At 44.2% G+C, this 25,378-nt stretch carries 31 protein-coding genes; 22 read left to right on the forward strand and 9 right to left on the reverse strand.

The window, feature by feature from the left end:
• Window positions 1-13: 13 nt before the first annotated feature.
• Window positions 14-805, forward strand: a complete 792-nt coding sequence (locus ELZ11_RS16860) for a DUF1338 domain-containing protein (protein ID WP_137358580.1) — start codon at window positions 14-16, stop codon at window positions 803-805.
• Between the two features lie 346 nt (window positions 806-1,151).
• Here ELZ11_RS16860 and crp read toward each other — a convergent pair whose 3' ends face one another.
• The 5 genes from crp to ELZ11_RS16885 all read right to left on the reverse strand — a co-directional run bounded on the left by crp (window position 1,152) and on the right by ELZ11_RS16885 (window position 5,601).
• Window positions 1,152-1,784: a cAMP-activated global transcriptional regulator CRP gene (crp, locus tag ELZ11_RS16865; protein ID WP_004410522.1), complete on the reverse strand. Its 633-nt coding sequence runs from the start codon at window positions 1,782-1,784 to the stop codon at window positions 1,152-1,154.
• A gap of 242 nt (window positions 1,785-2,026) precedes the next feature.
• Window positions 2,027-2,896: a phosphoribulokinase gene (locus ELZ11_RS16870; RefSeq protein WP_137358581.1), complete on the reverse strand. Its 870-nt coding sequence runs from the start codon at window positions 2,894-2,896 to the stop codon at window positions 2,027-2,029.
• Window positions 2,897-2,984: 88 nt separating this feature from the next.
• A complete protein-coding gene (locus ELZ11_RS16875) occupies window positions 2,985-3,197 on the reverse strand; it encodes a YheU family protein (RefSeq protein ID WP_137358582.1) in 213 nt (70 codons plus the stop codon).
• 41 nt (window positions 3,198-3,238) lie between these two features.
• The gene (locus ELZ11_RS16880) at window positions 3,239-4,216 is read right to left on the reverse strand and encodes a hydrolase (protein ID WP_137358583.1); all 978 of its coding nucleotides are present in this window, start codon (window positions 4,214-4,216) and stop codon (window positions 3,239-3,241) included.
• Window positions 4,213-5,601, reverse strand: coding sequence for an aminotransferase-like domain-containing protein (locus tag ELZ11_RS16885; protein WP_137358584.1), 1,389 nt, complete (start codon window positions 5,599-5,601; stop codon window positions 4,213-4,215). Before ELZ11_RS16885 ends, ELZ11_RS16880 begins: the two co-directional genes overlap by 4 nt.
• Window positions 5,602-5,732: 131 nt before the next feature.
• On the opposite strand from ELZ11_RS16885, the gene ELZ11_RS16890 reads away from it, so the two are divergent.
• Window positions 5,733-6,329 (forward strand): LysE family translocator, encoded by a 597-nt coding sequence (locus ELZ11_RS16890; protein ID WP_137358585.1) that lies wholly within the window; start codon window positions 5,733-5,735, stop codon window positions 6,327-6,329.
• Between the two features lie 36 nt (window positions 6,330-6,365).
• On the opposite strand, the gene ELZ11_RS16895 is transcribed toward ELZ11_RS16890, so the two are convergent.
• Complete coding sequence (locus ELZ11_RS16895; protein WP_137358586.1) at window positions 6,366-6,845, reverse strand: TIGR02444 family protein; 480 nt, start codon at window positions 6,843-6,845, stop codon at window positions 6,366-6,368.
• Complete coding sequence (locus tag ELZ11_RS16900; RefSeq protein ID WP_137358587.1) at window positions 6,842-8,764, reverse strand: ABC transporter ATP-binding protein; 1,923 nt, start codon at window positions 8,762-8,764, stop codon at window positions 6,842-6,844. The genes ELZ11_RS16895 and ELZ11_RS16900 overlap by 4 nt, the downstream gene beginning before the upstream one ends.
• Window positions 8,765-8,943: 179 nt before the next feature.
• Between ELZ11_RS16900 and kefG the strand changes: the two genes are divergently transcribed.
• The 5 genes from kefG to ELZ11_RS16925 all read left to right on the forward strand — a co-directional run bounded on the left by kefG (window position 8,944) and on the right by ELZ11_RS16925 (window position 13,353).
• Window positions 8,944-9,528 carry a glutathione-regulated potassium-efflux system ancillary protein KefG gene (gene kefG, locus ELZ11_RS16905; RefSeq protein ID WP_137358588.1) on the forward strand — a complete coding sequence of 195 codons (585 nt, stop codon included), beginning with the start codon at window positions 8,944-8,946 and terminating at the stop codon, window positions 9,526-9,528.
• Window positions 9,515-11,311: a glutathione-regulated potassium-efflux system protein KefB gene (kefB, locus tag ELZ11_RS16910; protein ID WP_137358589.1), complete on the forward strand. Its 1,797-nt coding sequence runs from the start codon at window positions 9,515-9,517 to the stop codon at window positions 11,309-11,311. The genes kefG and kefB overlap by 14 nt, the downstream gene beginning before the upstream one ends.
• A gap of 44 nt (window positions 11,312-11,355) precedes the next feature.
• The gene (locus tag ELZ11_RS16915) at window positions 11,356-11,556 is read left to right on the forward strand and encodes a YheV family putative zinc ribbon protein (RefSeq protein WP_137358590.1); all 201 of its coding nucleotides are present in this window, start codon (window positions 11,356-11,358) and stop codon (window positions 11,554-11,556) included.
• Between the two features lie 97 nt (window positions 11,557-11,653).
• Window positions 11,654-12,235: a peptidylprolyl isomerase gene (gene slyD / locus ELZ11_RS16920; RefSeq protein ID WP_137358591.1), complete on the forward strand. Its 582-nt coding sequence runs from the start codon at window positions 11,654-11,656 to the stop codon at window positions 12,233-12,235.
• Window positions 12,236-12,375: 140 nt separating this feature from the next.
• Window positions 12,376-13,353, forward strand: a complete 978-nt coding sequence (locus ELZ11_RS16925; protein ID WP_137358592.1) for an isoaspartyl peptidase/L-asparaginase family protein — start codon at window positions 12,376-12,378, stop codon at window positions 13,351-13,353.
• 59 nt (window positions 13,354-13,412) lie between these two features.
• Here the strand turns inward: ELZ11_RS16925 and ELZ11_RS16930 are convergent, their stop codons facing one another.
• Together ELZ11_RS16930 and ELZ11_RS16935 are read right to left on the reverse strand one after the other, a co-directional pair.
• Window positions 13,413-13,640 (reverse strand): SlyX family protein, encoded by a 228-nt coding sequence (locus ELZ11_RS16930; RefSeq protein ID WP_137358593.1) that lies wholly within the window; start codon window positions 13,638-13,640, stop codon window positions 13,413-13,415.
• 1 nt (window position 13,641) lies between these two features.
• Window positions 13,642-14,622 (reverse strand): WD40 repeat domain-containing protein, encoded by a 981-nt coding sequence (locus ELZ11_RS16935; RefSeq protein WP_137358594.1) that lies wholly within the window; start codon window positions 14,620-14,622, stop codon window positions 13,642-13,644.
• A gap of 131 nt (window positions 14,623-14,753) precedes the next feature.
• On the opposite strand from ELZ11_RS16935, the gene fkpA reads away from it, so the two are divergent.
• From fkpA to rplW, 15 genes are all read left to right on the forward strand, one after another.
• Entirely contained in the window at window positions 14,754-15,530 is a 777-nt protein-coding gene (fkpA, locus tag ELZ11_RS16940) for an FKBP-type peptidyl-prolyl cis-trans isomerase (protein ID WP_137358595.1), read from the forward strand.
• Between the two features lie 191 nt (window positions 15,531-15,721).
• Complete coding sequence (locus tag ELZ11_RS16945) at window positions 15,722-16,444, forward strand: helix-turn-helix transcriptional regulator (RefSeq protein WP_137358596.1); 723 nt, start codon at window positions 15,722-15,724, stop codon at window positions 16,442-16,444.
• Window positions 16,441-16,839, forward strand: a complete 399-nt coding sequence (gene tusD, locus ELZ11_RS16950; protein ID WP_137358597.1) for a sulfurtransferase complex subunit TusD — start codon at window positions 16,441-16,443, stop codon at window positions 16,837-16,839. The genes ELZ11_RS16945 and tusD overlap by 4 nt, the downstream gene beginning before the upstream one ends.
• Window positions 16,836-17,192, forward strand: coding sequence for a sulfurtransferase complex subunit TusC (gene tusC / locus ELZ11_RS16955; RefSeq protein WP_137358598.1), 357 nt, complete (start codon window positions 16,836-16,838; stop codon window positions 17,190-17,192). The genes tusD and tusC overlap by 4 nt, the downstream gene beginning before the upstream one ends.
• A gap of 8 nt (window positions 17,193-17,200) precedes the next feature.
• Complete coding sequence (tusB, locus tag ELZ11_RS16960; protein WP_137358599.1) at window positions 17,201-17,476, forward strand: sulfurtransferase complex subunit TusB; 276 nt, start codon at window positions 17,201-17,203, stop codon at window positions 17,474-17,476.
• Window positions 17,477-17,657: 181 nt separating this feature from the next.
• The gene (gene rpsL, locus ELZ11_RS16965) at window positions 17,658-18,032 is read left to right on the forward strand and encodes a 30S ribosomal protein S12 (protein ID WP_004737194.1); all 375 of its coding nucleotides are present in this window, start codon (window positions 17,658-17,660) and stop codon (window positions 18,030-18,032) included.
• 104 nt (window positions 18,033-18,136) lie between these two features.
• Complete coding sequence (gene rpsG, locus ELZ11_RS16970; protein WP_017073678.1) at window positions 18,137-18,607, forward strand: 30S ribosomal protein S7; 471 nt, start codon at window positions 18,137-18,139, stop codon at window positions 18,605-18,607.
• Between the two features lie 143 nt (window positions 18,608-18,750).
• Complete coding sequence (gene fusA / locus ELZ11_RS16975) at window positions 18,751-20,847, forward strand: elongation factor G (protein ID WP_137358600.1); 2,097 nt, start codon at window positions 18,751-18,753, stop codon at window positions 20,845-20,847.
• A 147-nt stretch (window positions 20,848-20,994) separates the two neighbouring features.
• Window positions 20,995-22,179, forward strand: coding sequence for an elongation factor Tu (gene tuf, locus ELZ11_RS16980; RefSeq protein WP_137358487.1), 1,185 nt, complete (start codon window positions 20,995-20,997; stop codon window positions 22,177-22,179).
• A gap of 210 nt (window positions 22,180-22,389) precedes the next feature.
• Window positions 22,390-22,578: a (2Fe-2S)-binding protein gene (locus ELZ11_RS16985; RefSeq protein WP_137358601.1), complete on the forward strand. Its 189-nt coding sequence runs from the start codon at window positions 22,390-22,392 to the stop codon at window positions 22,576-22,578.
• A gap of 67 nt (window positions 22,579-22,645) precedes the next feature.
• Window positions 22,646-23,128: a bacterioferritin gene (bfr, locus tag ELZ11_RS16990; protein WP_137358602.1), complete on the forward strand. Its 483-nt coding sequence runs from the start codon at window positions 22,646-22,648 to the stop codon at window positions 23,126-23,128.
• 368 nt (window positions 23,129-23,496) lie between these two features.
• Window positions 23,497-23,808: a 30S ribosomal protein S10 gene (gene rpsJ, locus ELZ11_RS16995; RefSeq protein ID WP_001181007.1), complete on the forward strand. Its 312-nt coding sequence runs from the start codon at window positions 23,497-23,499 to the stop codon at window positions 23,806-23,808.
• A 14-nt stretch (window positions 23,809-23,822) separates the two neighbouring features.
• On the forward strand, window positions 23,823-24,452 hold the full coding sequence (gene rplC / locus ELZ11_RS17000; RefSeq protein ID WP_004738804.1) for a 50S ribosomal protein L3: 630 nt from the start codon (window positions 23,823-23,825) through the stop codon (window positions 24,450-24,452).
• Between the two features lie 16 nt (window positions 24,453-24,468).
• Window positions 24,469-25,071 carry a 50S ribosomal protein L4 gene (gene rplD / locus ELZ11_RS17005; protein WP_108118502.1) on the forward strand — a complete coding sequence of 201 codons (603 nt, stop codon included), beginning with the start codon at window positions 24,469-24,471 and terminating at the stop codon, window positions 25,069-25,071.
• Entirely contained in the window at window positions 25,068-25,370 is a 303-nt protein-coding gene (rplW, locus tag ELZ11_RS17010; protein WP_004738802.1) for a 50S ribosomal protein L23, read from the forward strand. Before rplD ends, rplW begins: the two co-directional genes overlap by 4 nt.
• Window positions 25,371-25,378 lie beyond the last annotated feature (8 nt).

The following is a 25,378-nucleotide window of genomic DNA, read 5'->3' on the forward strand; positions in this document are numbered from 1 at the left end:
ACAAGGAGTCATCATGACGCCAGATGTATTATTCACTGCTTTATGGAACGATTACATTCAACGCCTTTGCCCTTCTGCTGATAAAGTTCACCAGTTGTTGCAAGAAGACGAAGTGCTAATTAACGACCATATTGCCTTGAGAACCTTCAATTCAGCACCACTTGGCATCGCAACACTAGCTCAACCATTTTTGGACGCAGGCTACAAAGCTTGCGGTGATTACGTGTTTGAAAGTAAAAAGCTGGTCGCGAAACACTATGAGCACCCTGATAGCACTCAACCTAAAGTGTTCATTAGCGAGTTGAAAGTTGAAGAGTGCTCTAGCGAGCTACAAGCGATTGTGGCGAAGTTGGTCGCACAAGTGGATACATCAAAACTGTCGAGTCATGAATTTTTGTCATCGGGGCGGCTATGGGATCTAAGCTTCGAAGATTATCAAACATTGGCTAAAGAGAGTGAGTATGCTTCTTGGCTTGCGGCGCATGGCTATGGTGCGAACCACTTTACCGTGAGCGTGAACCAGCTAAACGCTTTTGAGGAAGTGAAAGGGGTGAATGATCATTTACGCCAGTCAGGGTTTACGATCAATGAATCCGGTGGTGAAGTAAAAGGCACGCCAGAAGTGCTACTTGAGCAATCTTCAACGATGGCGGATAAAGTCCCGGTTACTTTCACGGAAGGCTCTGAGATTGTTCCTGGAGGCTTCTACGAGTTTGCTAAGCGCTACCCAATGGCCAATGGCGAGCTATATACAGGCTTTGTTGCAGCATCTGCCGATAAAATCTTCGAAAGCACTAACGGCTAATTAGCGTTTTTTAAATTAAGCTACCCTGCGATTGATACTTGCTCGGTAGCTTTTTTGATCCTGAAAGGTCTAATGATGGTGCATTGCACTGACTTAATGCTTTTGTGTTGAGGGGAGATATTGAAGCTTTCACGCGAAGTGAAAGTGAGGATTTGAGTATGGAAGGTTTGGTGAGATTTCCTGAATAGGGAGCAGAAATTTAAGCACTTTCTGACTTAGTTTGTTATTTCCCAGTGGTAATCAGATAAGGCTCTTCAATATGATTGAGAGATCGCTAGAAAACAAAAAGCCTAGCGAGTGCTAGGCTTTATCATTCTTAATAACATAAGCGATGTTCGCTGAGTTATTATCGAGTACCGTAAACAACGATAGTCTTACCGTGAGCAGAAATCAGGTTTTGCTCTTCTAGCATCTTCAAGATACGACCTACCGTTTCACGAGAACAACCAACAATTTGGCCAATCTCTTGACGAGTGATCTTGATTTGCATGCCGTCTGGGTGAGTCATTGCATCTGGCTGTTTAGCTAGGTTTAGTAGCGTTTGAGCGATACGACCAGTTACGTCTAGGAAAGCTAAGTCACCTACTTTTTGGCTAGTCACTTGTAGGCGGCTTGCCATTTGAGCTGATAGACGCATCAGGATATCTGGGTTCACTTGGATAAGTTGACGGAATTTCTTGAAAGAAATCTCAGCCACTTCACAAGGAGATTTTGCACGAACCCAAGCAGTACGCTCTTGGTCTTCTTCAAATAGACCAAGCTCACCGATAAAGTCGCCTTGGTTTAGGTAAGAAAGAATCATTTCCTTACCTTCTTCGTCTTTGATAAGAACCGCAACAGAACCTTTAACGATGTAGTACAAGGTTTCCGCTTTTTCACCAGCGTGAATTAGCGTGCTTTTTGAAGGGTACTTATGAATATGACAATGTGAAAGAAACCACTCTAATGTTGGATCGGTTTGAGGTTTACCTAGAACCATAATATCTCACTTCCTCTGCAGGGTATGCTTGCTGCTTTCCATAATATTAGCTAAGCCTAAATTTGACTTACTAGGATAAGAGCACTTTCTCAGTGCTGCAAGCTATCTTGTGTTTCGGTTTAAAATAGTATCCTTTTTCGGATGCGATTTCTTGATTTTAATCGTGACAAGGCTACGTTTTTTTACGCAAAATTGTGCACATGATCACGGTATGAAAAGTAACCGTGAAGAACAGCGGACGGTTAACCGATTTTACCGGTTTCAATCAGCTGCTGTAGGATCGGTCTAACGATAAGCTCCATTGCGAAACTCATCTTGCCACCGGGCACGACGAGAGTGTTATGACGTGACATAAATGAGCCGTCTATCATTGCGAGCAGGTACGGGAAATCGACGTTTTTTATACCGCGCAAACGAATAACTACGAAACTTTCGTCAAGGCTTGGAATGCCTTTTGCGTTTAGCGGATTGGATGTGTCGACCGTTGGAACACGCTGAAAGTTGATGTGAGTACGAGAGAATTGTGGGGTAATGTAGTTTAGATAATCGTCCATCGAGCGGACAATCGAATCCATTACGGCTTCTCTAGAATGACCGCGATCTCGGGTATCTCGAACAAACTTTTGTATCCATTCCAGGTTTACAATTGGCACCATACCGATCAGTAAATCGACATGTTGTGAAACGTTGATGTCACCATCGACGACGCCACCATGTAACCCTTCATAAAACAGCACATCGGAATTATCGGGAATGTCTTGCCATGGGGTAAATGTACCAGGCATTTGATTATATGGCACCGCTTCATCGAAGGTGTGTAAGTAGCGACGAACTTGCCCTAGACCTTCGTTACCGTATTTACGGAAAAACTCTTCAAGCGCTCCAAAGTCGTTAGCTTGTGGACCAAAGTAACTGATGTGTTTTCCTTGCTCACGTGCCTTACGAATTTCGACATCCATTTCTGGGCGAGTAAAACGGTGAAAGCTATCTCCTTCCACCCACGCCGCTTTGACGTCCATCATATTGAACATCTTACGGAACGCTTCTGAGGTGGTAGTGGTACCGGCTCCTGAGGAACCTGTTACGGCAATAATTGGATGTTTTGCGGACATGACAACCCTTGTCTGTGTAGTAACTTACTTGTTAGCAATCGTTTTCTACTATAACACGACTGATTTATTAGGACAGTAAGACGTATGGTTACATTCGTTTACGCAGTTGAATGTCGACAGTCTCATGCAGTTCAGAGAACACAATAACCGCTTCGCCGCTTGCAAGCTGTTGTCGTACTTGGTCGATTTTATTTTGCAGGGAGATTTCCATTTCGCCGTAATCGGTACCTTCACGCAGTACGAATTCTTTGATTAAGTTGTCGAGCGTATCGGCTGCAATGTCTTGCCAAGGGATGATCATAAATACCTCATGATTTTATGTTCGGTGTTGTGTGCGCGCTATTATGCCGAATCTTGGATGCTTTCATAGTAGGCCGGCAATGCTTCTTCTAACCAAAAGCGTGGTTTGAGTGCACTGCCGGTAATAAACCCAACGTGGCCACCATGTTGGAACAAGCGATAATCTATATTGTCAGGCAGGATAAACTTTGGGATCACCGCTTCTGTCATAAATGGATCGTCTTTGGCGTGAATGATCTGAGTGGGTAAGGTGATCTTTTTGAGTTTATGTATCCCAGAGCACTGCGCGTAATAATCTTGGGCATTTTTAAAGCCATGGAGTGGTGCCGTGATCAGATCATCAAACTCATACAAACGTTTAATGTCTTTGATCGTTTGGTCGGAGATCCCTAACTCTTCCATCAGTAAGTGGTGCTTCTTGAGGGCATTCTCTTTGAGTGAATCAAGTAAGTACTTACGATAGACCCGTGAGAAACCTTGCTCGATACGAAATGAACAAGAGGCTAGATCGAGCGGCGCTGAAATGATGGTCGCGGCGGTGAGTAGTGGATCTTCGGCGTAGTCAGCCAAGTAGTTGGCTAGCATGTTCCCGCCAAGTGAAATCCCAACGGCGACCTTTGGTTGATCGGGAAACAATTCATGTACATGCTGTAAGAAGAAGCGAGCGTCTTCCACCTCTCCTGAGTGATAGGCTCTCGCGAGTCGATTCGGTTTACCGCTACATCCCCGAAAATGCATCATGACGGACAACCAGCCATCTTTGGCAAAAGCATTCATCAACCCGTTCGCATACGGGCTTTCAAAACTGCCTTCTAAGCCATGGAATAAGATGAAAATAGGCTTCTTCTTTTCATCTACAGACTTCGGATCTTCACTCCATGCTAGATCGAGAAAGTCTCCATCATCGGTTTCGAGGGTTTGCCAAGTTGGGTGAAACAAAGCCTGTTTTCTAATAAATCTAGGAACTAACGTTTGTAAATGCGGGTTGGCTAAGCCAGTTGCCGCGGTAAATATGGTCATAAAGCAAACTCAGTTAATGGGTCTGTATTAAGTAATGTTTGGAGCTTGGTAAGCCCATGTATTAACTGAGCTTGGTCTATAGGCGAGCTGAGTGCAAGTCTCACATGTGGGCTGATGCTGCCTGCTGGTGGCGAAAATAGCTCGCCTGACTTTACAGTAACCCCTTGTTTTTCTGCGGCTACCACAAAATCACTCATTCGCCATTGTTCCGGGATTGGTAGCCAAATATGGAAGCAATCTTTCTTAAAAATGGGCTCGAATGGTGCCAAGTACTCTAGTGAAGTTTCAAGTCTCTGGCTGATTTGTTGGCGGATATCCATCAGCACTTCGTCAGCGGCTCCATTTTCGGTGAGCTCACAAACCAATGCGGTTAATAAGGGGCTGATCATCCAACTGTGATTTTGCAATGTCGCCACAAGAGGTTGGTAAAGTGGTGTAGGGGCATGGACATATCCCACACGTAATCCAGGAGCTAATATTTTCGAGAAAGCACCAATATGTATTACTTGCTCCGGAGCTAAATTAACAAGTGGTGGATTTACGTTTTCAGCGAGCAGCCCATTGATATCGTCTTCGATGATCAGCAAATCATGTCGCTTACAGACCTCTATGATAGCTTGGCGCCTTTCGAGCGACATGATGGCAGTGGTTGGGTTTTGAAACGTTGGCGTAAGGTAGATGAACCTAGCTTGGTTTTGTTTGCATGCCGACACTAGACTCTCAGGAATAACGCCCTCTTCATCCATCTCAATGCCTTTGACTGATAACTGCTTTTGCCTTGCTAGGCTCAACAGGCCAGGGTAGGTGTACTTCTCGACAAATAGAGTGTCACCAGCACGAGTAAAGGTATCGATTACCATTTGAATACCATGTTGCGCACCGGAGCTAAAGAGCAGCTGATCGCTGTTCAAATGTACCGATTTAGATGCCAGCCATGAACAGACTTGTTGCCGGTGCGACTCAATGCCATTGGGGCTTTGGTACATCATCAATTGATTTAGCACTGATGGTGATTGTGAAAGCTTAGCCATGGCCTGTGTCAGCATATCACTACGCTCGATCTGTGGAGGGATGTTATAGCCAAAGTTGCATTCATCTCGCGAAGCAACGCTTTCTTCAAATACCCAGCTGGTTTTTTGCTTGTCGGTGACAAAGGTACCTGAACCAACTCGAGCTTCAATTAAACCACGACGTTCAGCTTCTGCATAAGCACGGGTAATAGTACCTACCGTCACACCGAGCTGATCAGCAAGCTTACGGTGTGTAGGTAACTTCTGATTAGCTTTTAGATCACCATGATCTATTTGCTTGGAAAGCTGATCAGCGATTTGTTTATACAGTGGAGCGTTGGATTGCTTACAAAGCGACATATCTTGAATTGTCATGGTGACAATAAACCTTTTGATTAATCAAATAGCGATTGTTATGGTTATTTTGTCGACAAAAACAGTATAGATCAAACAAATTACGCAAATTGTATCGGTACAATTTGACGTGTACGACATAAGGATATCGTATGGAGTGGCAATTTTTCTTTTCAGTGACAGTTTTTGCACTTGTAATGACAGGTACACCTGGGCCAAACAACGTGATGCTCACGGCTTCTGGAGCCAATTTTGGTTATCGCCGTTCTATCCCACATTTCATTGGAATCGGCTTAGGCCTAGTGAGCTTGATCATTTTGAATGGGGTTGGGCTGGGTGTGTTATTTCAAACTTATCCTATGATCCAACAGGTTCTTAAAGTATTGGGTAGCTCTTACTTACTGTACTTAGCATGGAAGATAGCGGCTTCACAATCAAACCCAAGTGATAGCCAAATAACAGGTAAACCAATGACTTGCTTTGAAGCGATGCTCTTTCAATACTTGAACCCAAAAGCCTGGATGATGTCGATTACGGCCGTAGGTTCGTTCGCTTATAGTGATGAAGGGTATTGGGGCTCCGTATTGGCGATTTCTGCAATCTTCATCTTAGTTCAAATACACACATCGTCAGTTTGGGTTGGGTTTGGCACTTTGATACGCCGATGGCTTTCTAGCCCGCAAGCTTGGCGACGTTTTAACGTTGGCATGGGCGCACTCACCGCAAGCTGCGTCGTGTTTATCTGGTAGGCGTAGGTGAGCGGTTTGTTGGTTGTAGGATATTGATTATTGGTTAGCGATTTTTGAGGCGGGCTCAGCGAAGGATTCATACAAATCTTCACCACCTAATAATCTGCAATAACGTAAAGTAAGCGGTTCATGGTGGTTAATGATGAGTGGGAGAGAATTGATGCAGTCGACTAAGTCAGATTGTTGCTGCTTCTCTAGCTGTAGCTCAAACTGTAACGCTTCTCGATAAAGAGAGTCGACCACATGATGCTTGAGTCGTTTTCTAAGTTCCCGGTAACTGTGAAGTAAAGCTTCTGAGCGGCCCAAGCATTCCTGTACTTTATGCCAATCTTCTTCGTGAAAAGATACTTGCTGCTCATCTAACCATTTTAGGAGTAGCAGCAAGTTCACATTACCATTGTGATTGTTTTGCAGAGATAAGCACGCATCTTTCACCTCTCGTACACTGTAGTACTGAAGGCTAAACTGCCAAAGTCTTTCTAAGGTCAGAGATATTTGTGCGTGCTCTAGGCTCATAGGCTGTCCATTTCCTGCTGCATTTGCTCAAGTTCTTCCTGAGCTGACATCCAATCCATTTCAACGTCTTCAAGTTCAGATTTACTGGAGGCTTGTAATGCCAATACTTGGTTAAGTTTAGCTTTATTTTCGGCTTCATAAAGAGAAGTGTCTGACAATTGTTGCTCAGCCTCCTCTAAAGCAGCACTGAGCTTATCCATTTGTTTCTCTAGCTGTGTCAATTTCTTGCGAATTGGTGCCGTTAGTTTTCTGAACTCGGCTTCTTTACGCTTTTGATCTTTTTTCGCTGCGGCACTGTTGGTGCTTTCTTTTACTGGCGTTAATGCCTGAGCCTCTTTGCGCTCGACTTTTTGTTGTTCAGTCAGCCACTTATAGTAATCAGCAAGATCACCATCAAATGGTGCGACTTGGCGGTCATGAACGAGATAAAGGTCATCAGTCGTTGCGCGCAGTAAGTATCTATCGTGGCTGACGATAACCATTGCACCTTCGAAGGTCTGTAAAGCGAAGGTCAGTGCCTGACGCATATCCAAATCAAGGTGGTTGGTTGGTTCATCGAGCAGTAATAGGTTGGGTTTTTGCCAAACCAGTAGCGCTAATACTAATCGTGCTTTCTCACCGCCAGAAAAAGGAGCGACTTTATCCAGTGCTTTTTCTCCTTGGAAGCCAAAGCTGCCTAAGTAATCACGCAGTTGTTGCTCTGTGTGTTTCGGAGCTATTTGCATCATGTGCTGTAGCGGTGTTTCTTCTGGATGCAAGGTTTCGAGTTGGTGCTGTGCAAAGTAGCCAATTTTAACCCCTTGCGAGTAAGTTAAATCCCCACCTTGCTGTTTCAACTCACCTGACAGCAACTTGATTAGAGTCGACTTACCCGCACCGTTGCGGCCTAGCAGACCAATACGACTACCAGGAACGAGATTTAAGCGAATCTTTTCAAGAATTAAGTTATCACCGTAACCAGCAGACACCTCATCCATCATCATTATTGGATTGGGTAGCGCTTCTGGCTCTCGAAATTCGAAACTGAATGGGTTGTCGAATTGAGCTGGCAGTACTTGTTCCATTTTTTCTAATGCTTTAATACGGCTTTGTGCTTGGCGGGCTTTAGATGCTTTGTAACGGAAGCGGTCAATGTAGCTCTGCATATGCGCCATTTGCTTTTGCTGCTTTTGGTACATAGCTTGCTGTAGGACCAGCTTTTGGGCACGCTGCGTTTCGAATGAAGAATAATTACCCGTGTATTCGTTAAGTAGTTGGTTCTCTACGTGAATAATTCGGTTAACAATTGGATCTAAAAAGTCCCTATCGTGCGAGATAAGGATTAGGGTGCCAGGGTAATTTTGTAGCCAGCGTTCTAACCACATGACGGCATCTAAATCCAAGTGGTTGGTTGGTTCATCGAGCAGCAACAGATCGCTTCGGCATAACAGGGCTTGGGCCAAGTTCAAACGCATACGCCAACCACCCGAAAATTGAGTTAAGTTCCAACTCATTTGTTCTTGGCTGAATCCTAAACCGTCTAATAGCTCTGCGGCACGAGCACGAATGCTGTATCCACCGATTGTCTCAATTTTGCCGTGGATCTCAGCCACTAAGGTTCCGTTGTCTGCTTGCTCCGCTTTGGCTAAATCGTCTTCTAACCCTCGGTATTCTCTATCTCCATCAATCACGTATTCAATGGCTGTTCGTTCTAATGCGGGGGTTTCCTGTGCAACCCAAGCCAACTCCCAATGGGCGGGCTGGCTAAAGTTACCAGCGTCAATGGACAGTTCATCTTTGATCAACGCAAAGAGGGTGGATTTACCACAACCGTTTTTCCCGACTAGGCCGACCTTGTCACCCGGATGAATCGTAGCAGAGGCTTGATCAAGTAATGGCTTTCCGCCACGAAGAAGTTGAATATCTGAGAAAGTAATCATAGAGAATGCATTGAGATTTGAGGTAATTAGACGCCTGCATAGTAGGCTGAAACCAGATAAAAGTCGATCATTAACCAATTTGGGTTATGATGCATATTGGATAACATATTGATAACCTTTGTTTTGAAAATTTTGTGGCGTTGCCACCGCTTTGTTTTGTTAAGGAAACTCTCCAAGGAATGAATAATAGTCCGTCTACTGATGCCGCCGTACCTAAAGTATTGGTGATTTACGCTCATCCTGAACCGCAGAACTCGATTGCCAATCAAGTCATGATTAAAAAGATCGAGGCGCTGCCGCACGTCAAAATCCATGACCTCTACGGCACCTATCCAGATTTCTTTATTGATGTTGCCTATGAACATCAATTACTCAGTGAGCATGATGTGATCGTTTTCCAGCACCCTCTTTATATGTACTCGTGTCCAGCTTTGCTAAAAGAATGGTTTGATCGAGTATTAGGCAAAGGGTTTGCGTTTGGGGAGCAAAGCGCACTAGAAGGCAAACATTGGCGCAGCATTATTACCACAGGTGGTAAAGCGGAAGCCTTTGGTGAAGGGGGCTATAACAAGTATCCGCTGCAGCAAATCTTACAGCCATTTGAATTGATGGCAGCTCTATGCCAAATGCATTGGATGGAGCCCTTAGTATTGCATTGGGCTCGTAATGTAACTGATATGGATCGTTATCAACACGCAGAGAAATACCGACATTGGTTGCTAAACCCCTTGCAACAAGTAGGAGTCGAAGATGGCACTGACTAATGATTTCCTGCAGAGCAGCGTAATATTTTTATCGGCGGCTGTGGTCGCGGTACCTTTGGCTCAACGTGCTGGTTTAGGGTCAGTACTTGGCTACTTGTTAGCGGGCGTCGCGATTGGCCCATGGGGCTTTGGACTAATCAGTGATGTAGAAGAGATTCTGCATTTTTCTGAATTCGGGGTCGTACTGCTCTTATTTTTAATTGGTTTAGAACTGAACCCGAAAAAACTGTGGCAAATGCGAGGGCCAATTCTTGGTTTGGGCGGCGCTCAAGTGATGATCACGACTGCACTTATTGCGGCAGCGGCAAGCTTGTTTGTGGATAGTTGGCAAACCAGTTTGGTTATCGGCATGGGCTTAGCTCTCTCCTCAACAGCAATCGCATTACGTGTGATTGAAGAGAAGGGGCTCGCAGGTAAAGAAGCCGGCCATTCTGGATTCGCGGTATTGCTATTCCAAGATATTGCCGTTATCCCTATGTTGGCGATATTACCTTTATTAGCAGGCAGTACTGGTGGCGGATGGCAAGATGCCGCTTGGATGGTTGGCGGAGTGGTTGGCTTATTTATCGGAGGCCACTATTTAGTTCGACCATTATTCCGATACGTTGTGATGAGTGGTGTTCGTGAGCTATTCACGGTCGCAGCGTTACTACTGGTGATCGGTATTGCAGTGTTGATGCAGAAGATCGGCTTATCTATGGCATTAGGTACTTTCCTGGCCGGCGTACTACTGGCAGAAAGTGAATATCGACACGAACTAGAAATCGCGATCGAACCTTTTAAAGGATTGCTGCTAGGCCTGTTCTTTATCTCGGTTGGTATGGCGGTTAACCTTGGCTTGTTAGGTTTAGAGCCGTTTAAAGTTTTGATTGCCGTCGCGGCTTTAGTGGTAGCGAAAGGTATGGTGCTGTACTTATTGGCTAGAATTTTTCGGATTAGTGCCAAAGCCAGAAGCCGAATGGCGATGATTTTGAGCCAAGGTGGTGAATTTGCTTTTGTTATCTTTACTGCAGCCAGTGCGCAAGGGATCTTAACGGCAGAGCAGTCTTCGTTCTTACTGGTTGTTGTGAGTCTTTCAATGGTAACCACACCAATCATGCTGAAGCTTCAAGATAAGTGGTTCGCGAAAAAACTGAATCAATTTGGTGAAGGCTCGATGTCTTCCGATGTTATTGATCGTAGCCCGAAAGTGATCATCGCTGGTTTTGGACGCTTCGGGCAAATCATTGGTCGATTAATGTATGCCAATAAGATCCGGATTACGGTTTTAGAAAGTGATGCCAGCCAAATTCACTTATTACGTAAATTTGGCTACAAAGTTTTTTATGGTGACGCTACACAGCTCGACTTATTGCGCGCAGCTGGTGCGGATAAAGCTGAAGCGATAGTGATCTGTACCGACTCGCCAGATGAAATAATGAAGATTGTCGATTTGTGTAAGCATCACTTCCCACGTTTGAAGATTTTGGCGCGAGCTCGAAGCCGAGTAGAAGCGTACCAACTGTTGAACCACGGCGTAGATAATTACTCGCGTGAGACTTTCTTAGGTGCACTAGACTTGGGACGCCAAGTGTTGACTGAACTTGGCATGCATCCATATCAAGCGAAGCGAGCTGAAGCGCATTTTAAGAAGTTAGATAATGCTATGCTCAAAGAGCTGTTACCACAGCACAATGAAGACAAAGAATTAGCCTTAAGAGCTAAAGAAGCCCGTAAAGAGTTGGAAGAAATTTTTGGTCATGAGATGGAAAATGATCGCCAATCTCGTAATTACTGGCAGTAGTAACCTGATTTATCGATAAATACTTTATCGAGAGGATGTAGAACGTGAAACAGAAGAAACGCTTTATTGCTGGTGCAAGTTGCCCAAGCTGTAAAACTCAAGACACTTTACGCTGGTGGATTGAAAACAATATCGAGTTAGTCGAATGCGTCGAGTGTGAATTTTCAGAGCAGCGTAAGCCGAAAGCTGTAGAAAAAAATGAACATGCTAAGCAAGAAATGATCGGCATTTTTAAGCCGGAATGATTGAGTTTCGATAATTTGTCCCCATAATATTCGGGAACAAAATTTATTCCTAGGGCCTAGCGTATTGAGCCTAGGACCTAACCTCCTTGGAGCCCCCATGAAAATTGAAAAGAACGTAGTAGTTAGCGTAGCGTACCAAGTAAAATTGGAAGATGGCGTAGTTGTTGATCAATCTACTGCTGAAGCACCGCTAGATTACCTTCACGGTCACAACAACCTAATCACTGGCCTTGAAAAAGAGCTAGACGGTAAAGTGGCTGGCGACAAATTCTCTGCGACGGTTGCTCCAGAAGAAGCATACGGTGAGCACAACGACGCTCTAGTTCAACGTGTACCTGCTAATGTTTTCCAAGGTGTGGAAGAAATCGAAGTTGGCATGCGCTTCCTTGCGGATACTGACCAAGGCCCTATCCCAGTAGAAGTAACTGAAGTCGACGGCGACGAAGTTGTTGTTGACGGTAACCACATGCTTGCTGGCCAGACGCTAACGTTTGACGTTGAAGTAGTCGCGGTACGTGAAGCAACTGAAGAAGAAATTCAACACGGTCACGTTCACCAAGAAGGCGGTTGTGGTCATGACCACGATCACGAAGGTGGCTGTTGTGGTGGCGAAGGTCACGATCACGCTGAAGAGAAAAAAGACGGCTGCTGCGGTGGCGGTAGCTGTGGTTCTCACTAAGAACGATATTGTTTTTAGTTGAATGAACGCACTGATTAGCCCCCTTCATTGGGGGCTTTTTTATGCCTATCGAAAAATATGATTGAACAAGTAGCGGTTATATTGATACTGGAAGGTAATGATTAAAAAGGAGAGCAGTAATGACACAACCTTTCTCAATAGCGATTCATGGTGGGGCTGGCACCATTTTACGTTCCCAAATGAGTGACGAATTAAAATCGGAAATCACCTCGGCGTTAGAGCAATCGGTACTGGCTGGCCATCAAGTGCTTAAAACGGGTGGTGATGCGGTTGATGCGGTGGTTGAAGCCGTGAAAGTCATGGAAGATTGCCCTCACTTTAATGCTGGTAAAGGTTCAGTGCTGACTCACGATGAAATTGTCGAAATGGACGCTTCTGTCATGCATGGTCGTGAGATGGATGCGGGTGCAGTAGCAGGTGTTCGTCATATTAAAAATCCGGTGGAACTAGCTCGTGATGTGATGAACAAAAGCGATCATGTGTTGTTAATTGGCGAAGGTGCTGAGAAGTTTGCTTTTGAACATGATTACGATTACACCGAGCAAGATTATTTCCACACTGAGCGTCGTTATGAACAGCTACAATCGATGAAAGAAAAAGGTTTGTTTGCTTTATCTGAATCTAAGTTTCCCGAAAGTGCCTCCCCGGATGAAAAGCCGCAATATCCGGATGACAAGAAGTACGGAACGGTCGGGGCAGTGGCACTGGACCAGCAAGGTAACTTGGCCGCTGCAACCAGCACTGGTGGCGTGACGAATAAGAAGTATGGCCGTGTAGGTGATTCCCCTGTAATAGGCGCAGGCACCATTGCTGAGAATGGCAATGTTGCGGTGTCAACGACAGGAATGGGAGAGTTCTTTTTACGTAAAATGGTCGCTGGTGATGTTGCTGCTCGTATGCGCTATCTAAAAGAAGATGTACATGTCGCGTGTGAGCATATTATTCAAGGTGATTTAAAAGCGATGGGTGGCGAGGGCGGCTTGATAGCGGTTGATCATCTAGGGGATATTCATTTTGGTATGAATAGCTCTGGTATGTACCGGGCGAGTGTTGATGTGTCTGGTAATGTCGAAGTAAAAATCTATGCGGATGAATAGCGATTGCTAAAGGTAACAGTAAAGCCTGTTACCTTCGTTTCACTAGCGCACATTGAAGATTAATAATGTGGTGGTGGCGTTTCTTCAGAAGCGTCAGCCAAATTAGAGCTGTCCATATTCTTTACTTTACCGACAACATACTTCATTTGATCTTGCATTTTAGTGATCAAAAGTTGCTGTTGAGTGAGAGCTTCGTTGAGGTCATCGATAGTTTGTTCTTGAAACGCTAGTTTGCATTCCAGATCATCAATTCGATTGAGCAAAGGTTGAATGTCTTTATCTGTCATCTTAATCGTCGATAGTCCAAGCTTGTGCTATACCTGCCGAAGTGGCAGTAATCACTCGCTGCTGTGAATCAAAGGCAGCATCATACACTACCGCGCGAGGAGGGCGAGCATCTTTTAATGGCTCGACTTCATAGTTAGATATCTTGTCACCTGTCTGAGTATCCCACACTGACACTCGCCCTGAGGGCGTGCCAGTAATTAGCTGAGAGCCATCATCTGAAAAACGAGCACTCGAAAAGATTAGCTGGCGAGACCAACTGCTTAATTGCGCTAGCTCTTCTCCAGAATCTAAATCCCACACAACGGCTTGGTTACCGCCATCTGATGTGAATGCTAGTTTCCCATCACGCTGTAAAGCGACTCGATTGACGCGTTGTTCGTGTTCGAATGTACGTAATACTAGCCCTGATTGCGTATCCCATAAGTAGGCTTTGTAATCATTTCCGCCTGAAAGTGCAAAGCGGCCATTTGGTGATAGTGCAACAGAATTCACTTTTTCTCGGTGAGCAAGGAACTCTAAGCGACGGCCGCTGACTAAGTCCACATAGATAGCTTTCCCGTTGGATAAGCCAAGGAGTACTTGCTCACCATTACTGGAAATATCGACATCGCGAATGAGGCCATCTGAAATAGACCATAGCCCCTCAGCTTGAGTCCATGAAAGGTCCCAAACAGCGAAATTAATTTGGCTAGCGGTAATCGCGAAGCGGCCATTGTCTGATATGCGGATTCGATTGACTGAATTGGCGTCGGGATCTTGTTGGCCAAGTTGAGCTAGCTCTTTATTTTGGGCGAGGTCCCACAGCAATAAGTGCTTTTGTTTGGAATATAAAAGTGCAAAACGGCCTTCTCGACTTAACGCGAAGCTGGTGGTGCCATTGGGCTCAATATCCCAACGTTCTACGTCTTTGGCAGAGAAAAAGCAGCCATTTAACATAGCGATGACAAAGGCACATAGTAATGAGTGAGAAATTATTCGCATTACATCTAATAATCCGGTTTGTGTCGACAGACATATAACTAGTATATTGGTATAACTAACATATTCACACCAATCTAAACACTAGATTTGTGCACAATAACCAATGGCTTGGCCATTAATTGGAGAATTTAATGAAATCAGTTTTAAAAGTATCACTGCTTGCCGCAACGGTTATGCTAGCAGTTGGTTGTCAGAAAGAAGAACCAAAGGCAGAAGCTCCTCAAGTAGAAGAAGTTAAAGTAGAAGCAGTAAACTTTAAAACCGAAGATGACAAAGCGGCATATGCAATCGGTGTATCTTTCGCAAACTACCTGAGCACAAGCATTGATAAGCCAAGCGAGCTAGGCATTAACCTAGACAAAGACATGGTTCTTCAAGGTATTGAGGATGTCTTCGCAGAGAAAACTGCACTTAACGAAGAAGAAACTCGCGCGGCATTAGAAGCACTAGACAAGCGTGTTGCTGAAACTATGCAAGCTCAAGCTGCTGAAAAGTCAGCTGCAGCTAAACAAGCTGGCGATGACTACCGCACTGAGTTTGCGAAAGAAGAAGGTGTAACTAAGACGGATACTGGTCTTCTTTACCAAGTAGTAACGGCAGCTGAAGGTGAGTCTCCAAAAGACACTGATACCGTTCAAGTACACTACAAAGGCACACTGATCGACGGTACACAGTTCGACAGCTCTTACGACCGCGGCGAACCTGCAACGTTCCCTCTAAACCGTGTAATCCCGGGTTGGACGGAAGGCGTACAGCTGATGCAAGTAGGTTCTAAGTACAAGTTTGTTATCCCGCCAGAGCTAGCGTACGGTGAGCAAGATACTCCGACAATTCCGGCGAATTCAACGCTAGTATTCGAAGTTGAGCTACTAAAAATCGATAACGGTGACGAAACCGCTACTCAGTAATTCGCTCTCATATTGAATCCAAAGGCCTAACTTAGTTAGGCCTTTATTGTTTCTAGCTCTCTGAAATGTAGGGCTTTTAAATTTATTATTTGTTCTAAATCACTAGTTGTTATGTTAGCTAGGTGTGCAATTAAAATTTTCTGATAAACTTACATAAATTTGTTGATTTTTCACACGAAGGTAAGGAATAAGTGACAACTACAGAAACGATCAACGCTGATATGTTACTTGAGATGGAATCTGTCAATGTAATGCCATTCAGTGAACACGATAAAATTATTCTTAGATCTTACGAAGCGGTTGTCGACGGCATTGCGAGCTTAATTGGCCCGTTCTGTGAGATCGTTTTACACTCATTGGAAGATCTGAATACATCAGCGATTAAGATTGCCAACGGTGAAAATACGGGTCGACAAGTAGGTTCTCCAATCACCGATTTAGCGCTGAAAATGCTAAAAGACATTGAAGGCTCGGAACGCAATTTCTCTCGTTCGTATTTCACTCGTGCTAAAGGTGGTGTCTTAATGAAGTCGATCACCATTGCTATCCGCAATGGTGAAAATCGAGTCATTGGTTTGCTATGTATCAATGTCAATCTAGACGCACCATTCTCGCAAGTCCTGCAATCTTTCATGCCAACTCAAGAAGCAAAAGAAGCAGCCTCTTCAGTAAACTTTGCTAGTGATGTTGAAGAACTTGTTGATCAGACTGTTGAGCGCACGATTGAAGAAATCAACGCAGATAAATCAGTGTCGAATAATACCAAGAACCGTCAAATCGTGATGGAACTGTACGACAAAGGTATTTTCGATATTAAAGATGCGATTAACCGTGTTGCTGATAGATTGAACATATCTAAGCACACTGTCTATCTTTACATCCGCCAACGTAAAACTGAGGACGAAGAAAGTTGAGTTCACGCTTAACCTATACCCTGTTAGTTAATGGTGCTGTCTATGGGTCTCAATCTGCACGTAATGCCTACTTGTTTGCCAGGGAAGTAGTAGCACAAGGGCATCAACTGAAAAGTGTGTTCTTTTATCAAGATGGCGTAACCAATGGTTCAGGTTTAACGGCACCTGCTAATGATGAGTTTGATCTCGTTAAAGGGTGGCAAGAGCTGGCGCAGGAACATAACGTCAGCCTAGAAACTTGTGTAGCGGCAGCATTGCGACGTGGCATCATCAGTGAGGCGGAAGCGAAGCAGCATCAATTAGATTCATCAAACTTAGCGCAGGGCTTTGAACAAACTGGGTTAGGCAGCTTAGCAGAAGCGTTACTCACACAAGATAGGGTCGTTCAATTTTGAAAAAATTAGCCTTTGTTTTTCAAAGCTTACCGCATTCCAATTCTGCAGGCCGAGAAGGGCTAGATGCGCTTTTGGCGGCATCAGCCTATAGCGAAGATATTCATGTTTTCTTTCTTGGTGATGGCGTGACTCAGTTGGTGGGCGAACAGAAACCACAAGAGGTGCTTAGTCGTGATTACATTAGTGCATATAAGCTAATGGATTTATACGATATCGAGAATATTTATGCTTGTGAGCAAAGCATAAATAATTTTGGTCTGCTGAATGTGGATAAGGTAATCGATGTTGATGTGCTACCGACTGAACAAATTTGTCAGCGTTTAGCTGAATGCGATCAAGTTTTAACCTTCTAGGCTAGAATATGCTTCATATTATTAAATCTCTCGATAAACTACCTTTGGTCTTTAACTACATAGCTAGTGAAGATCACGTGTTGTTGGTGGAAAATGCCGTCTATGCTGCTAACCCAAACCATCAAATGCACTCTGCGTTAATCGATTTAAATCGTATCTCTGTGTTAGAGGAAGATTGCTCGGCTCGAGGCCTAGTATCAGTGCTATCAAAAACGATTTCTATGGTCAGCTTTTCAGGCTTTGTAGAACTTACGGTTTTGCATAACAAATCAATGACTTGGTGATTGTTATCAATTGCATTTTCTAGAGCTAAAACTTCCTGAGCTCTAGATGGCTAAAAAAGATCTGTATATTTCTTGACACACCTCCCACTGCTGAATAGAATTTTGCGTCCCTATTTATACTATGTGTAAGTAGGGCTAGATTTTTCACAAGCTTACTTTTAAGTAAATCAGGAGCTAGTTAATGGCAACTATTAACCAGTTGGTTCGCAAACCTCGTGTAAAGCAAGTTGTTAAAAGCAACGTGCCTGCACTAGAAGCGTGCCCACAAAAACGTGGTGTATGTACTCGTGTTTACACTACTACACCTAAAAAACCTAACTCAGCACTTCGTAAAGTATGTCGTGTTCGTCTAACGAACGGCTTCGAAGTAACATCGTACATCGGTGGTGAAGGTCACAACCTACAAGAGCACAGTGTTGTTCTAATCCGTGGCGGTCGTGTAAAAGACCTTCCGGGTGTACGTTACCACACTGTACGTGGCGCACTTGACTGTGCTGGCGTAAATGACCGTAAACAAGGTCGTTCTAAGTACGGTGTTAAACGTCCTAAGTCTTAATGGATTCCGTTAAGTAAGGCCAAACACTAAATTAATTTAAATTCTTAATTTTTGAAAAAACTGTAAAGTTTTGGATAACCTGAAGAAGACAACGGAGAATATCCATGCCACGTCGTCGCGTAATAGGTCAGCGTAAGATCCTTCCAGATCCTAAGTTCAAATCTGAATTGCTGGCAAAATTCGTTAACATCCTAATGGTTGACGGAAAGAAATCTACTGCAGAGAAGATCGTTTACACTGCACTAGAAACTATGGCTGAGAAATCTGGTAAAGATCACTTAGCTGTATTTGAAGAAGCTCTTGAAAATGTTCGCCCAGCGGTAGAAGTTAAATCTCGCCGTGTAGGTGGTTCAACTTACCAAGTACCTGTAGAAGTACGTCCGGTTCGCCGTAACGCACTTGCTATGCGTTGGGTAGTTGAAGCTGCGCGTAAGCGTGGTGAAAAATCTATGGCTCAACGCCTAGCTGCTGAAATGCTAGACGCGTCTGAGAACAAAGGTACTGCGGTTAAGAAACGTGAAGACGTTCACCGCATGGCTGACGCAAACAAAGCGTTCGCACATTACCGTTGGTAATACCTTTTCAGTGCTGCAAGGTTCCTTGCAGCACTTCTTTAGTTCCTATGCGTATGCTAGGAACTATTGCTATTTCTAGGGCAAGCAATTTTAAATCCTAGGCATAGCAATAGTCCCTAAGTCTCTAATAAGAGGATTCAACCGTGGCTCGTAAAACTCCTATTGAGCGCTACCGTAATATTGGTATCGTTGCTCACGTAGATGCAGGTAAAACAACCACAAGTGAACGTATTCTGTTCTATACCGGTCTTTCTCACAAAATCGGCGAAGTTCACGATGGTGCAGCAACCATGGACTGGATGGAGCAAGAGCAAGAGCGCGGTATTACGATCACTTCAGCAGCAACTACTACGTTCTGGCGTGGTATGGAAGCGCAATTCCCAGATCACCGTATCAACATCATCGACACTCCTGGACACGTTGACTTCACTATCGAAGTTGAACGTTCTCTACGTGTACTTGATGGTGCGGTTGTTGTGTTCTGTGGTTCATCTGGTGTTGAACCTCAATCAGAGACAGTTTGGCGTCAAGCTGATAAGTACCAAGTTCCACGTATGGTTTTCGTTAACAAAATGGACCGTACTGGCGCAGACTTCCTGCGTGTTATTGAACAGATCCAGGATCGTTTAGGCGCAACTCCTGTTCCGATTCAACTGAACATTGGTGCTGAAGAAAACTTCCAAGGTGTTGTCGATCTTATCAAGATGAAGGCAATCAACTGGAACGAAGCTGACCAGGGTATGACTTTCACGTACGAAGACATTCCAGCAGACATGCAAGAAATGGCTGAAGAATATCGTACAGAACTTGTTGAAGCAGCGGCAGAAGCCTCTGAAGAGCTAATGGATAAGTACCTTGAAGAAGGTGAACTAACAGAAGCTGAAATTAAACAAGGTCTTCGTACTCGTACCCTTAATAATGAAATCGTACTAGCAACTTGTGGTAGTGCTTTCAAAAACAAAGGCGTACAAGCTGTTCTAGATGCAGTCGTTGATTTCCTTCCTTCTCCAGTTGATGTACCTGCAATCAAAGGTATCGATGAAGACGAGAATGAAGCAGAGCGTCATGCTGACGATAATGAACCATTCTCAGCGCTAGCATTCAAAATTGCTACAGACCCGTTTGTTGGTACTTTGACTTTCGTTCGTGTTTACTCTGGTGTTGTTGAAAGCGGAAAAACAGCTTACAACTCAGTGAAGAAACAACGTGAACGTTTAGGTCGCATTGTTCAAATGCACTCAAACAAGCGCGAAGAAGTAAAAGAAGTTCGTGCGGGTGACATCGCGGCTATTATTGGCCTAAAAGATGTGACCACAGGTGAAACTCTGTGTGACCAGAACCATAAGATTGTTCTTGAGCGCATGGAGTTCCCAGATCCAGTTATCCAGATCGTTGTAGAGCCGAGCTCACAAGCTGATCAAGATAAAATGACTATTGCGCTAAGTAAATTAGCAGCAGAAGACCCATCGTTCCGCGTCGATATGGATGACGAAACAGGCCAGACACTAATTTCTGGTATGGGTGAACTACACTTAGATATCATCGTTGACCGTATGAAGCGCGAATTCAGCGTGAACTGCAACGTTGGTAACCCGCAAGTGGCTTACCGTGAAACCATTCGTGGTACAGCGAAAGCGGAAGGCAAATTTATCCGTGAGCATGGTGGTAAAGGTCAGTACGGTCACGTATGGCTGAAACTGGAACCATCAGAAGTTGGCGAAGGCTTTGTCTTCGTGGATGAAATTGCCGATGGTACAGTACCTAAAGAGTTTATCGCTTCAGTGGCTAAAGGCGTTGAAGAGCAGATGAACAATGGTGTGCTTGCTGGCTATCCAGTTTTGGATATCAAAGCTACACTATACGATGGTTCTTACCATGAAACAGATTCAAGTGAGATGGCGTTTACAATCGCTGCCTCTATGGCTTTCAGAACGGGTGCACTTGAAGCGCAACCTGTTCTGCTTGAGCCTATGATGAAAGTTGAAGTGACTACTCCAGAAGACTGGATGGGTGACGTTGTTGGCGATATTAACCGTCGTCGCGGCATCATCGAAGGTATGGACGAGGGGACAGCTGGCCTGAAGATAATTCGTGCACAAGTTCCGTTGTCTGTCATGTTCGGTTACTCAACTGATTTACGTTCTGCGACACAAGGTCGTGCTTCTTACTCTATGGAGTTTAGTGAGTACGCTGAAGTGCCTAACAATGTTGCAAAAGCAATCATTGCAGAGCGTGGTTAAACAAAAGGAACGCATTTTTTTCATTTTTTGAAAGATCTAATGCGTCCAAATATTGCGCTAGCGAGAGTTGGCGCATAAAATAGCAATTTCTGGCGCGTCTCGATCAATAAGGATCGTGGCGAATCATAACTAGGAAGGAACACGCTCGTGTCTAAAGAAAAATTTGAACGTACGAAACCGCACGTAAACGTTGGTACTATCGGCCACGTTGACCACGGTAAAACAACTCTAACTGCTGCTATCTGTACTACACTTTCTAAAGTGTACGGTGGTGAAGCGAAAGACTTCGCATCTATCGATAACGCTCCAGAAGAGCGTGAGCGCGGTATCACAATCGCAACTTCTCACGTTGAGTACGACACTCCAACTCGTCACTACGCACACGTAGACTGCCCAGGACACGCGGATTATGTTAAAAACATGATCACTGGTGCTGCGCAAATGGACGGTGGTATCCTAGTTGTTGCTGCGACTGATGGCCCAATGCCTCAAACTCGTGAGCACATCCTACTTGGTCGTCAAGTTGGTATCCCTTACATCATCGTATTCATGAACAAATGTGACATGGTTGATGACGAAGAGCTACTTGAGCTAGTAGAAATGGAAGTTCGTGAACTTCTTTCTGAGTACGAATTCCCAGGTGATGACCTACCAGTAATCCAAGGTTCAGCTCTTGGTGCACTAAACGGCGAAAAGCAATGGGAAGACAAGATCGTTGAGCTTGCAGAAGCACTAGATTCTTACATCCCAGAGCCAGAGCGTGCAGTAGACCAACCGTTCCTACTACCGATTGAAGACGTATTCTCAATCCAAGGTCGTGGTACTGTTGTAACTGGTCGTATCGAGCGTGGTATCCTACGTGTAGGTGACGAAGTAGAAATCGTTGGTATCAAAGAGACTACTCTTACTACTTGTACTGGTGTTGAAATGTTCCGTAAGCTGCTTGACGAAGGTCGTGCAGGTGAGAACGTTGGTGCACTACTACGTGGTACTAAGCGTGACGAAGTTGAACGTGGCCAAGTACTATCTGCTAAAGGTTCTATCAACCCACACACTAAGTTCGAGTCTGAAGTATACGTACTTTCTAAAGACGAAGGCGGCCGTCACACTCCTTTCTTCAAAGGTTACCGTCCACAGTTCTACTTCCGTACAACTGACGTAACAGGCGACATCACTCTACCAGAAGGCGTAGAAATGGTAATGCCAGGTGACAACGTTCAAATGACTGTTGAGCTAATCGCTCCAATCGCAATGGACGAAGGTCTACGTTTCGCAATCCGCGAAGGTGGCCGTACAGTTGGTGCTGGTGTTGTAGCTAAAATCTTCGCTTAATAGCGAATTGATTTTGCGATAAACGCACATCATAAAAAAGGAAGCTTCGGCTTCCTTTTTTTATACGTAGAGTTTGTGGCTTTCAGTAAAGTTCAAACGGATCTTGTGGGTATAACGCTTATTACAAATCGATCTAAAGGCAATGTGTTCAACACTAGAAATGCTAACTATTATCGTTTATATTTTCTTTAATTAGAAAAGGTAGTAAATATGTTCGTTTGTCTTTGTAACGCTGTATCCGATAAAACCATACGTAAGCTAGTTAGAGAGGAAGGTATTACGGATGTCAAAGGCATCAAAAAGTGTACTGCGTTGGGCTCACAATGTGGTAAATGCATTAAACAAGCGAAGGTGATTATCGAAGAAAATACTATCGAATGTTTAAAACTCGCAAGTTAGTCTGACTTTTTTTTGACTACTCTTCATTTGCTTCTACATTTAAAGGAGCCAAAGAGGAGGGCTTGTCATGAAAGGCGATCCAATCATAATCCAGCACCTAAACAAAGTACTTGGCAACGAACTCGTTGCTATCAATCAATATTTCCTTCATGCACGTATGTACAAAGACTGGGGTTTAAAGCACCTAGCGGATAAGGAATATCACGAATCTATCGATGAAATGAAGCATGCCGATCACCTAATAGAACGTATTCTATTTTTGGAAGGTTTACCTAACCTCCAAGACCTAGGTAAACTAAATATTGGTGAAGACACGAAAGAAATGTTGGAAAGTGATCTCGACGTAGAGATGAAGGCTATTCCTGATTTAAAAAGTGCGATAGCTTATGCAGAAGATACTCACGATTATGTATCACGCGATTTGTTCCAAGATATACTTGAAGATGAAGAAGAACATGTCGATTGGCTCGAAACTCAACTCGGACTAATCAAAATGACCGGCATTGAAAACTACCTACAAGCCCAATATGTCGATGACGACGAAGACTAGCTGCAGTAAGCCAACAAGTTGAGTTTACTTGTTGGCTTCCATCAAAATCTCCTCAATTAAATCATATTCGATTAATTTCCCAACAGCACTTGCAAGATAAAATGTGATCTGTATAATGCACCGCACTGGCTTAAGCTGGTTGTGAACCAATGAGCACTGAGGAGTAGGCCTTGCCTAGTAATGTATACTCAGCTTATGTTCGCGGTTAATAAAAATAGTAAGTTTCGTACTTACTTCAAAAGTTAACTGACAATGCGTCCTAATTTTGGATGCTACGGTTTCACATAAATCAATCGGCATTCTCTCGTTTTATCGAGTTTGAGTGGCGATATTGTTTGTGTAATTTTTAATAATTGGAGCTCTGTCTCATGCAGAACCAACGTATTCGTATCCGCCTTAAAGCTTTCGATTACAAACTAATCGATGCTTCAACTGCGGAAATCGTTGAAACAGCAAAACGTACTGGCGCACAGGTTCGTGGTCCTATCCCACTTCCTACTCGTAAAGAGCGTTTCACTGTTCTTATCTCTCCACACGTCAACAAAGATGCACGTGACCAGTACGAAATTCGTACTCACAAGCGTTTGATCGACATCGTTGAGCCAACAGACAAAACTGTTGACGCTCTAATGCGTCTTGATCTTGCTGCTGGCGTTGATGTTCAAATCAGCCTAGGTTAAGGGAGATAAGAATAATGATTGGTCTAGTCGGACGTAAAGTGGGTATGACCCGCGTATTTACTGAAGAAGGCGTTTCTATCCCAGTAACTGTTGTTGAGGTTGAAGCGAACCGTATTTCTCAAGTTAAAACTCTAGAGAACGACGGCTACGCAGCAATCCAAGTAACTACTGGTGCTAAGAAAGCTAACCGTGTAACTAAGCCTGAAGCTGGTCACTTTGCGAAAGCAGGTGTTGAAGCAGGCCGCGGTCTTTGGGAATTCCGTTTAGAAAACGGTGAAGAGTTTGAAGTTGGCGCTGAGCTAAACGTAGAACTTTTCAATGAAATTAAAAAAGTAGACGTTACTGGTACATCTAAAGGTAAAGGCTTCCAAGGCGCTGTTAAGCGTTGGAACTTCTCTACTCAAGATATGACTCACGGTAACTCTTTGTCTCACCGTGCACCGGGTTCAATTGGCCAATGTCAAACTCCAGGTCGCGTGTTTAAAGGCAAGAAAATGGCAGGTCACATGGGTGCTGAGCGTGTAACGACTCAAAACCTAGAGATCGTACGTGTTGACGCTGAGCGCAATCTGCTTCTTATTAAAGGTGCAGTACCAGGCTCAACAGGCGGCAACGTGATCGTAAAACCTGCTGTTAAAGCATAACGTCTAGGAGTAAGTAATGGAATTGATGGTTAAAGGTGCTGATGCACTAACTGTTTCCGAGACTACTTTCGGACGTGACTTTAACGAAGCTCTTGTACACCAAGTAGTTGTTGCATACGCAGCAGGTGCTCGTCAAGGTACTCGTGCTCAAAAGACTCGTTCTGAAGTATCAGGCGGCGGTGCTAAGCCATGGCGCCAAAAAGGTACTGGCCGTGCACGTGCTGGTACAATTCGTAGCCCAATCTGGCGTACAGGTGGTGTTACTTTTGCTGCGAAACCACAAGATCACAGCCAAAAAGTAAACAAAAAAATGTACCGCGGTGCTATGAAGAGCATTCTTTCTGAGTTGATTCGTCAAGAGCGTCTAATCGTTGTTGATAACTTCTCTGTAGAAGCACCAAAAACAAAAGAACTTGTAGCTAAGCTTAAAGAGCTTGAGCTAAGCGACGTTCTGATTGTAACTGGCGAAGTAGATGAAAATCTATTCTTAGCTGCTCGTAACCTATACAAAGTTGATGCACGTGATGTTGCTGGTGTTGATCCAGTTTCTCTAATCGCATTCGACAAGGTTCTAATGACTGCTGACGCAGTTAAGCAAGTTGAGGAGATGCTAGCATGATCACTGAAGAACGTATCTTAAAAGTTCTACGTGCTCCGCACATCTCTGAAAAAGCAACTATGGCAGCTGAGAAAGCGAACACTATCGTTTTCAAAGTAGCTAAAGATGCAACTAAGAAAGAGATCAAAGCAGCTGTAGAAAAGCTATTTGAAGTTGAAGTTAAGTCTGTAAATACTCTTGTTCAAAAGGGTAAGACCAAGCGTCAAGGTATGCGTGAAGGCCGTCGTTCAGACGTTAAGAAAGCCTACGTTACTTTGAAAGAAGGTCAAGATCTTGACTTCGTTGGCGGCGCGGAATAACAGGAGTA

Source organism: Vibrio profundi, from assembly GCF_005281835.1.
In the GTDB taxonomy this organism is placed as follows: domain Bacteria; phylum Pseudomonadota; class Gammaproteobacteria; order Enterobacterales; family Vibrionaceae; genus Vibrio; species Vibrio profundi.